This window comes from Coleofasciculus sp. B1-GNL1-01, from assembly GCF_040220235.1.
GTDB lineage: Bacteria > Cyanobacteriota > Cyanobacteriia > Cyanobacteriales > Coleofasciculaceae > Coleofasciculus.
On sequence record NZ_JAVJTO010000113.1, the window covers coordinates 18,702 to 27,687 of the forward strand.

Here is an 8,986-nt window from a genome sequence, read left to right on the forward strand (position 1 = left end):
GGGGAGCAGGGGAAGAAATGACAAATGACAAATGACAAATGACAAATGACAAATGACGAATGACAAATGACGAATGACAAATGACGAATAACAAATGACAAACCTTACTCAACCCTCATTCCGAGACGCCGTTAAATCAGGGGAATTCTTAATTACGGCAGAGGTTAGCCCCCCCAAGGGAGGTGACGCCAGTCAGATGATTAATCTGGCAAAACCATTGAAGAATCGTGTCCATGCCGTTAATCTTACCGATGGATCTAGGGCAGTGTTGCGGATGTCTTCTTTAGCCGCCGCCGCTATTTTAGTCCAACATGGGATAGAACCGATCTGTCAGATCGCTTGCCGCGATCGCAATCGATTGGGGTTACAGGCGGATCTGATGGGGGCGCAGGCTTTGGGTATTCGTAACATTCTTGCCCTCACGGGTGATCCGGTAAAAGTCGGTGATCATCCTGATGCCAAGCCCGTTTTTGATCTAGAATCAGTACGTTTGCTCCAGCTAATCAGTAAACTCAATAACGGTTTCGATGCTAATGACAAGCCATTGTCGGATGGCAATACAGAGTTATTTGCTGGAGCCGCCGTTGACCCTCAGTTAAAAAGTTGGTCTGGATTACAACGTCGGTTTGAGCGTAAACTAGAAGCGGGTGCCCAGTTTTTCCAGAGTCAACTGATTGCTGATTTCCAGCGGCTGGAAAAGTTTATGGATAAGATTGCGGCTGACACCGATAAGCCGATTTTAGCGGGGATATTTTTGATTAAATCGGCGAAAAATGCTCGATTTCTGAATAAATACGTTCCCGGTGTTAATATTCCCCAATCTATTATTGATCGACTGGCAGAAGCCGCCGATCCACTGCAAGAAGGGATGAAAATTGCCGCTGAACAAATCCAACTCGCGAAACAATTGTGTCAGGGTGTGCATATTATGGTGATTAAGCGAGAAGATTTGATTCCCCAGATTCTGGATTTAGCGGAAATCCCACCTCTGAATCGGTAAAATGAATTTCATAGACCGAAATATTTTCGGTTGCGATCGCAATGTTCCAGATGTGCCATGGCACGTCTGGGAGTAGGGAAAGAGACAGTAATCGTGGTTAAGAGTAGGTCTTTCAGCATTCGTCAGGAGATATTGGCTGATAGAGTGGGCAATGGCTCACCTTCCCGGCAATGTCCTGATTGACCGACTGGGAATGAGGATAAATCAGGTGTAGCTAAAACGTCAAAAATCATCTTTTGCACAGCAAGGATGTTGACGTTTAATTTTTGGGTTTATATTCAAGCTCTGAACTAAAGTTAGGGGCTTGATTTGAGGACAAAGGAACGGATGAATAAGACGGTAGATACCGAAATTTGTAACGTTACAGTGTATGATAACCAGGCGCTAGTCACGCGCCGAGGGGTTGTGCAGCTAACGGGTGAGGAACGGGAACTGGTGATTGCGAATTTGCCCGTAACCCTGCTGAGTGAGTCCGTTCAGGTGTCGAGTACGGGTCATGCAGGGGGGCGGTTATTGGAGGTGCGGACAGAACAAACCAGCACTCGTGAAGCGACTCACCCCAAAGTTAGCCAACTGTCTGAAGAAATTGGTCAGTTAGAAGATCAAAGACGTCAGGGACAAGATATGCTGACGTTGCTGAATTTACAGCGGAATTTTATCAAGAATTTAGGCAATCAGTATCTGGAACGCTTGACAAAATCCCACAATCCTGAACCGTTTAACTTGACTCAAATCGGGGAATTGCTGGATTTTGTCGGAGAACGGTGGCAGGATCTATCGGGTGCGATCGCGCAACAGGATCAGGATCAGAAACAGGTCAACTCTCAGTTACAAGCGGTGCGAGGGCAGTTTCAGCAGCTCTCGACGCCCCAGATTCATGACAGCTTTAGTATCATTATCACCCTAGAACCAGCAGGGGCGGGTGAATTGGCGCTAGAAGTTTCTTATAGAGTTAAGGGAGCAAGTTGGCAACCCGTCTATGATGTCCATTGGCAAGATAGCCAGCAAACCGCCCGACTCAGTTACCTGGCTCAAATTACCCAAAACACAGGCGAGGATTGGTTGGGGGTCGCGCTTACCCTTTCCACCGCTCAACCGGGGGTAGGGCGACAAATTCCGCCGATTACACCCTGGTATATTGATCTGCAACAGCCTAGCGCTTTAGCAAATCGAACAACAACCAACCCGAAGGAGCATAACGCACCCCGCCCCCCAATGGTGAATATGCCCTTTGCAGGAATAGCGCCAGAACCTGAATCGACGATAGATGATGAGTTAGAGCGGTTGAGAACCCAAAAGGAATTAGGGGAACAGCCGGGACAAAAGGGTATTGTTACGTTTACCCTGGACAGTAAAGCAACGATTCCCAGTGATGGAGTGAGCCATAAGGTTGCCATTTTCCACAGGGATGATTATCCCTGTAGGGCGGAGTATGTGGCGATGTCGCGCCAACTTAATTCTGCTTACCTGAGAGCAACAGTGACGAATCCCTTGAATGGCGTTACTTTATTACCGGGACAGATAACCATCTTTCGCGATAATACGTTTATTGGCACCAGCGAAATCCCGAATGTTGCCCCAGGTCAAGAGTTTCAAATCGATTTAGGTGTGGACGATGGGTTGAAAATTGAGCGGTATCTGGTGGAACGACAAATAGATAAAAAGTTGATTGGGAGTCAGCAGCGGGAAGCGGTGACGTATGGGTATCGGTTAACGGTGGCGAATTTACGGGAACAAGAGGCACAGGTTAAGGTGATGGAACAACTTCCATTAAGTTGTCATTCTCAACTCAAAGTTCGGCTCACTGATACTAATCCTCATCTGGAAATCGGTGAGTTGGGCGTGTTGGAATGGTTCCTGACTTTACCTTCTCTGTCTTGTCAGGAGTTGTCCTATCAGTTTACGGTGGAGTATTTGCCGGAATTTAGCGTGATTGGATTAGATATTTAGCCGCTAGTGGTTTAAACCACTGGCTAAAAGCTCAAGTCGTCTTTAGACAACTGGATAAGACTTCTAGTCCATTTTAATGGACTTAAGCTATTAGCCCGGAGTTTGAACTCCGGGCTTTTGCTTTTCACCAGGTTGGGTGATTGATTTTATTGTTTTAGTATGGTAGAGCCAAATTTTAGTGTTTTAATTCAGGAATTCAGGAAACTTCAGGTCGAGTATTGATCAACTTGAATTTTATGGGCTGAATTTTCAAAATCCTTGCTGTGAATGGATTTACGCCCTTTTCAAGCTAGCGACAGAAGTGCTAAAGACGGCAACAGCAACAAAAACAAGGCAGCGAATTTTAGCTTAATTCGGCAGATTAGAGCATTTATTAGCATCTAAGGTTAAATCATCTGGCTATGCCAGATTTTTTTGTGAGTGTGACGTTATTCGGCTATTCAGCAAGCCCGAATGACTGTAATTAAGGAAAAGTCAGGAGAGAATTTAAGAGAATCAAGCAAAAGTCAGGAAAAGTCAGGAAAATACAAAAGTGGACACATTATCTGGAAATCAATGTTAATGTAAACAAAGACTACGAAAAATATTGGATTATTACTTCCAAGCCGTAGTTGAAGTGTCACGGAGGCATCCTAAAGCGTTCTCACATAAGGTCTAAAGGTATCTTCAACCGCCAATACGATCTATCTGAGAGAGCTTGAGCAAGCCATTCAATTTTGTCGTTATTCATACAACTGATTTTTGAGTGCAGACTGAAGGTTTGTACGTGAAATCGTGATGCAAGTTTGCTCTAAACAATTCTAGAGGCGATTAGCCTCAAAGGTTTGCCCTGCCTGAATTTTGTTCACTCTATGCTGTTGACATCTTTAGCCATTTTCAATGGAGGCGTCAGAGACAGTAGATGGCAATTAAGAGGAAAATTTGAGTCTGTATGAGGCTTACCTAAAACACAACACTGACAACACAACATCAGGAGTAATAAATCATGGTATTTAATGCAGAAATCAATCTATCCGAACTCAATGGCAGTAATGGCTTCGTCATTAATGGTATCGATAGTAGTGACAATTCCGGCTCTTCTGTAAGTGGTGTCGGGGATATCAATGGCGATGGCATTGACGATATTATTATCGGCGCTCCCAATGCTCAGGAACCCAATGGTGAAATTTTTGCTGGAGAAAGCTATGTAGTTTTTGGCAGTGGCAGTGGTTTTGATGCCAGCCTAGATCTTTCCACTCTCGATGGCAGCAATGGCTTTGTCCTCCAAAAAAGTGACAGGATAGATAGCAGGGAGCAATTAGGCACTTCTGTGAGCAATGCTGGAGATATTAATGGTGATGGCATTGACGACCTGATTATCGGCGCTTTCTTTGCTGACCCCAATAACAATACAGGTGCTGGAGAAAGCTATGTAGTGTTTGGCTCAAGTGACTTTGAGGCAACCCTAGACCTATCTAATCTCACCAGTGACAACGGCTTTGTCTTTCAGGGAGAAGATAGGATTGACAACTTAGGCACTTCTGTGAGCAGTGCTGGGGATATCAATGGCGATGGCATCGACGACATCATTATCGGCGCTCCTGGTGCTGGAGAAAGCTATGTGGTATTTGGTTCAAGTGACTTTGAGGCAACCCTAAACCCGTCTAATCTCAATGGTAGCAATGGCTTTGTCATTCAGGGAGAAGATTCGGGTGACGACTCAGGCTTTTCTGTGAGCGGTGCTGGGGATGTTAATGGCGATGGTATTGACGACCTGATTATCGGCGCTCCCTTGGCTAACCCCAACAATACCTTTGATGTTGGAGAAAGCTATGTGGTCTTTGGCAAGGATGTGGATAATCAGGGGGATTTTGAGGCAACCTTTGACCTATCAACTCTCAATGGCAGCAATGGCTTTACCCTGCAAGGAATTGATCAATTTGACGAATCCGGCTTTTCTGTCAGCAGTGCCGGGGATGTTAATGGCGATGGCATTGACGACCTGATTATCGGCGCTCACTTTGCTGACCCCAATAATGATTCCACTGCTGGAGAAAGCTACGTGGTCTTTGGCAAGGATGTCGCTAATCAGGGGGACTTTGAGGCAACCTTTGACCTATCAACTCTCAATGGCAGCAATGGCTTTGCCCTGCAAGGAATTGATAGAGGTGGCCAATCAGGCTTTTCTGTGAGCCGTGCTGGGGATATTAACGGCGATGGCATCGATGACCTGATTATCGGCGCTCCCAATGCTGACCCCAATAATGGTTCCAATAACGTCCCGGCTGGAGAAAGCTACGTGGTCTTTGGCAAGGATGTCGCTAATCAGGGGAACTTTGAGGCAACCTTTGACTTGTCTAATCTCAATGGTAACAACGGTTTTGTCTTCCAGGGAGAAGATTCGGGTGGCGACTCAGGCTTTTCTGTGAGCGGTGCTGGAGATGTCAATGGTGATGGCATCGACGACATCATTATCGGCGCTCCTGGTGCTAATAATACCTATCGTGCTGGAGAAAGCTATGTGGTGTTTGGCAGGACGGCACAGCAATCTCAACCGACCTTAACCGTTGATGATATCTCTATTCTTGAAGGAGATAGCGGCACTAAAACTGCTCAATTTACCCTCAACCTTTCTAGTGCTGCTAACCAAGATATCACCCTTGACTTTGCCACAACAGAGCAAACAGCTACAGCAGGTATAGACTTCACCTCTACCTCTGACACTCTGACTATTTCTGAGGGTGAAACCAGCGCCACGATTAACGTAGAAATCATTGGGGATACGGTATTTGAGCCAGATGAAACCTTTGCCCTAGAATTATCCAACTTATCCTCTGGTGTCACTTTTGAGGATAATGCTGAGAGTATTTCTGCTACTGCCACAATTCTCAACGACGACGCCCAACCCCCCAACGAAATTACTGGCACACCAGGACGAGATCAACTCACGGGTGCATCAGAAAACGACAAAATAATCGGTGGCTTTGGTGGTGATAGCCTCACAGGTGGTGGCGGTGATGACCAATTTGTTTACCAAAGTATCCGCGATGTGGGTGATATTATTACTGACTTTGAAATCGGTAGCGATCAAATCATTCTCACGGATGTTCTCAACAGCTTCGGTTACGAAGGTAATGATGCTATTGATGACGGTTTTGTCGAAATCGAGTCAATAAGTTCTGGCAGTATTGTCAAACTTGATGCCGATGGTGCTGATGGTCAAGGCATTTTCCGTCCCTTTATCCTCGTGGAAAATGTAGCGGCGGCTGACTTAAGTGCGGCGAGTAATTTCGTTTTCTAAGGTAAGCCTTTTCTTTCACTATTGCCTATTGTCTATTGCCCATTGCCCAGCGCGTAGCGCTATACATTTTACACCATTCAAGGGCAATCAAAAGGTTTGGTGGGTTACGGCTGCCGCCTAATCCACCCGACACACAACTTTCTCATGTCGTTTTGAATAGTCAACAATCAACAATCATGTCTATTTCTACTCTCTTAAAACATTCAACCGCAGGCGTTATTAGTCTTTTGGGTTTAGGCAGTTTAGCTATTGCCACTCCCGCTAATGCTGCTGTGATTAATGGTAGCTTCGAGAATGATTTCAACAACTGGAACACGATTGGTGATGTCAGTACCCAAACGAGTTCTTTTGGCAGTTCTCCCACTCAAGGTACCTCTCAAGCGTTAATCACGAATGCTTCATCTCAAAACCCAGATGATTTTCCTGAGGCGGCTGGTACTTTTAATTTCTCTGGGAATGACACGGCAACTGTGGGAGTTCCGGGGGGTTTAGATGATTTCCTGGACATTCCAGTTAGCAGTCTTCCGGGTTCTGGCAGCTTTTTGGATTTCCCTCAAGAAGGTGCTGCACTTCAACAAACCTTCACGGTTCAAGCGGGTGATGTGTTGAGCTTTGATTGGAATTTTTTAACCAATGATACGGCTAATCGCGACTATGCTTTTGTGGCATTAGATGGAGTATCTCAACTCGCTGATACCACTGCAAGTCTAAGTGATTCTAATACAGCCTTTGCCAGTGAAACGGGTTCACAAAGCTTTTCGTTTGAATTTAGTTCAGGGGGTGAGTTTACCCTGGCGTTGGGGGTTGTGGATGTTGGAGATATTACCCAATCTTCTGCTTTGTTAGTTGACAATGTGCAAGTGACGAGTCAGCCAACTCCTGTCCCCGAACCTCTTACGATTCTGGGTTCAGCAACGGCTTTAGGATTTGGTGCTTTATTCAAGCAAAAGCATTCTCAGCGGCACAAGAAAACGAAAGGCTAAGTTAGGACGCATCATTTGGTAGAGACGCGCCATGGCGCGTCTCTACAATAGTTCGTTTGTCCTAATCGATGTGTCTACTGCTATAATTCAATATAATTTTGGGCAATTTTGACCGACTTGATTGACATTTTTTGATAGTTGAGGAAGTGCGATCGGCAGGATTTGTTTTTACAATTCGTCAATTAACACCGACAACTTATCGCAGCGAGTTGTATGGCGATAGTAATGGAAATTCAGAAGGGATTGGTGAGGTATTCAACTGGGTGAAATGTCCAGCTCGGTAGTCAAGTAAGCGATCGCGCCAATCATAGCACCATGTAAGTGATAGAAAAAGGATGAGGTGGCTACACCGCCTGCGCGATCGCGAAATTCTTGTAACTCCCGATCGGCGACTTCTGTTCCCATGCGATCGCAGATATTCAGTCGGGCTAATGAACCCACCCGATAAATCCCATCCGGTGAGTATTTGCTGGAATTTAGGGTGATAGGATTGGATAGGGAATCGAGTATGCACGCGCTCATCTGGGGAGGAGTTCAATGCCTAGTTTGACGATTAAAGACCTGGAAAAATTGCAGGTGCAACATCCACACTATCGAATGGAGTTGATCGGTGGGGAGATTATTGTTATGAGTCCGTCAGGGTATGAATCCGATGAAGTTGCGGCGGAGATTATCGCCTCCTGTTGATTGCCCACAAATGTAACCCCATATTAATGGAGGTTTCAGGCATTTTTAGTGAGGTTTTTGAACCGGATTTGATCTTTATGCCAAGCGAGTTAACTGCTGAGATTCTCAGACAACATTCTGTCAAGGAGCGAAAAGCACTAATTTTAGAACACGCCGCTTTCATTGATGCGACTCACATAAGCGATGAAAAGTTACGTAAAGCCTATAAGTTAGGGAAAATTATTTCCTCATTATCAAAGGATTATTTTCACTATCAAATTGAACAAAATAATCAATTAGAACAACAATCTCAACTTATTCAAACGAAAACAGATAATTTTGCAACAAAGTTTATTGACTGGTTAGAAAAAGACTTTAGCAATAAACAAGCAATACTTGATCGGCATCCTAACCCACGCAATCTATTTGAGCTATGCGGAGCAAAGTTACTGGTAACAAGCAATTCTGTCACCAGAAGTCTTAGTACAAAAATGGGACGCCTTTGGGAAGAACTATCCAACATTAGTCCTTATGTCATTGTACCAGAGTTTGAGTTTGACATTAAAATCACTGGTATTGATATCATCATTTTTTCAAACGAAACAGTTTATCTTGCACAGTTAAAAACTCTAAAAGGGACATTAACAGGCTCCCAAAAAAATAGAGCGGAAAAGGAGTTAAGTATTCATGAAAACCCCCTATTCGTAGCTGCCTTTGATTTGGGTCAATGGACATTCTCAAATAGCAGTCAAATTCCTCGAATCGCAGGTTCAGAATTTTGGCAGAAGATTTGTATGGATTATAATCTTGTTGAAAACCATGTCAGAACCATGTTGCAGAAAATTGACAAGGCTTTCTCTCAATTGGCTGCCAGCGAAACTTCAAATAATTCTTAATTTGATTAATCAGTGCAGTTATTTGATACAAAAGCTAATCTTAGCCTTTTTGGGTCACTGCTCTGTCAATGGTTTAATCTGAAGTTCCCCTTTGACAAATCGCTACACTGTATGCCTATCCAGACTTAGGGCGATTTCACTTTCGGCTTCACTGGGTACATATTAGGCTGACACCCAACAAATCTAAAGCCTTCCTTTGTACCGGAGTCGG

At 44.6% G+C, this 8,986-nt stretch carries 6 protein-coding genes and 1 pseudogene; 6 read left to right on the plus strand and 1 reads right to left on the minus strand.

Features of this window, described 5'->3' with window-relative positions; translation table 11 throughout:
• Positions 1–94: 94 nt before the first annotated feature.
• The 4 genes from RID53_RS28055 (at position 95) to RID53_RS28070 (ending at position 7,213) form a co-directional block, all read left to right on the plus strand.
• A complete protein-coding gene (locus RID53_RS28055; protein ID WP_446391223.1) occupies positions 95–1,000 on the plus strand; it encodes a methylenetetrahydrofolate reductase in 906 nt (301 codons plus the stop codon).
• A 327-nt stretch (positions 1,001–1,327) separates the two neighbouring features.
• On the plus strand, positions 1,328–2,950 hold the full coding sequence (locus tag RID53_RS28060) for a mucoidy inhibitor MuiA family protein (RefSeq protein WP_446391224.1): 1,623 nt from the start codon (positions 1,328–1,330) through the stop codon (positions 2,948–2,950).
• Positions 2,951–3,935: 985 nt separating this feature from the next.
• The gene (locus RID53_RS28065; protein WP_446391225.1) at positions 3,936–6,230 is read left to right on the plus strand and encodes a Calx-beta domain-containing protein; all 2,295 of its coding nucleotides are present in this window, start codon (positions 3,936–3,938) and stop codon (positions 6,228–6,230) included.
• 176 nt (positions 6,231–6,406) lie between these two features.
• Positions 6,407–7,213: a PEP-CTERM sorting domain-containing protein gene (locus RID53_RS28070; protein WP_446391226.1), complete on the plus strand. Its 807-nt coding sequence runs from the start codon at positions 6,407–6,409 to the stop codon at positions 7,211–7,213.
• Positions 7,214–7,468: 255 nt separating this feature from the next.
• On the opposite strand, the gene RID53_RS28075 is transcribed toward RID53_RS28070, so the two are convergent.
• Positions 7,469–7,735 carry a hypothetical protein gene (locus RID53_RS28075; RefSeq protein ID WP_446391229.1) on the minus strand — a complete coding sequence of 89 codons (267 nt, stop codon included), beginning with the start codon at positions 7,733–7,735 and terminating at the stop codon, positions 7,469–7,471.
• A gap of 15 nt (positions 7,736–7,750) precedes the next feature.
• Here RID53_RS28075 and RID53_RS28080 point away from each other — a divergent pair.
• Both RID53_RS28080 and RID53_RS28085 read left to right on the plus strand, forming a co-directional pair.
• A pseudogene (locus tag RID53_RS28080) lies at positions 7,751–7,888 on the plus strand (Uma2 family endonuclease); the annotation flags it as partial.
• 38 nt (positions 7,889–7,926) lie between these two features.
• Complete coding sequence (locus RID53_RS28085; protein ID WP_446391227.1) at positions 7,927–8,775, plus strand: hypothetical protein; 849 nt, start codon at positions 7,927–7,929, stop codon at positions 8,773–8,775.
• The last annotated feature ends 211 nt before the right edge of the window (positions 8,776–8,986 follow it).

Coding starts and splice junctions, on each gene's coding strand:
- RID53_RS28055 (WP_446391223.1), top strand. CDS start 95: ATGACAAACCTTACTCAACCCTCATTCCGAGACGCCGTTAAATCAGGG.
- RID53_RS28060 (WP_446391224.1), top strand. CDS start 1,328: ATGAATAAGACGGTAGATACCGAAATTTGTAACGTTACAGTGTATGAT.
- RID53_RS28065 (WP_446391225.1), top strand. CDS start 3,936: ATGGTATTTAATGCAGAAATCAATCTATCCGAACTCAATGGCAGTAAT.
- RID53_RS28070 (WP_446391226.1), top strand. CDS start 6,407: ATGTCTATTTCTACTCTCTTAAAACATTCAACCGCAGGCGTTATTAGT.
- RID53_RS28075 (WP_446391229.1), bottom strand. CDS start 7,735: ATGAGCGCGTGCATACTCGATTCCCTATCCAATCCTATCACCCTAAAT.
- RID53_RS28085 (WP_446391227.1), top strand. CDS start 7,927: ATGGAGGTTTCAGGCATTTTTAGTGAGGTTTTTGAACCGGATTTGATC.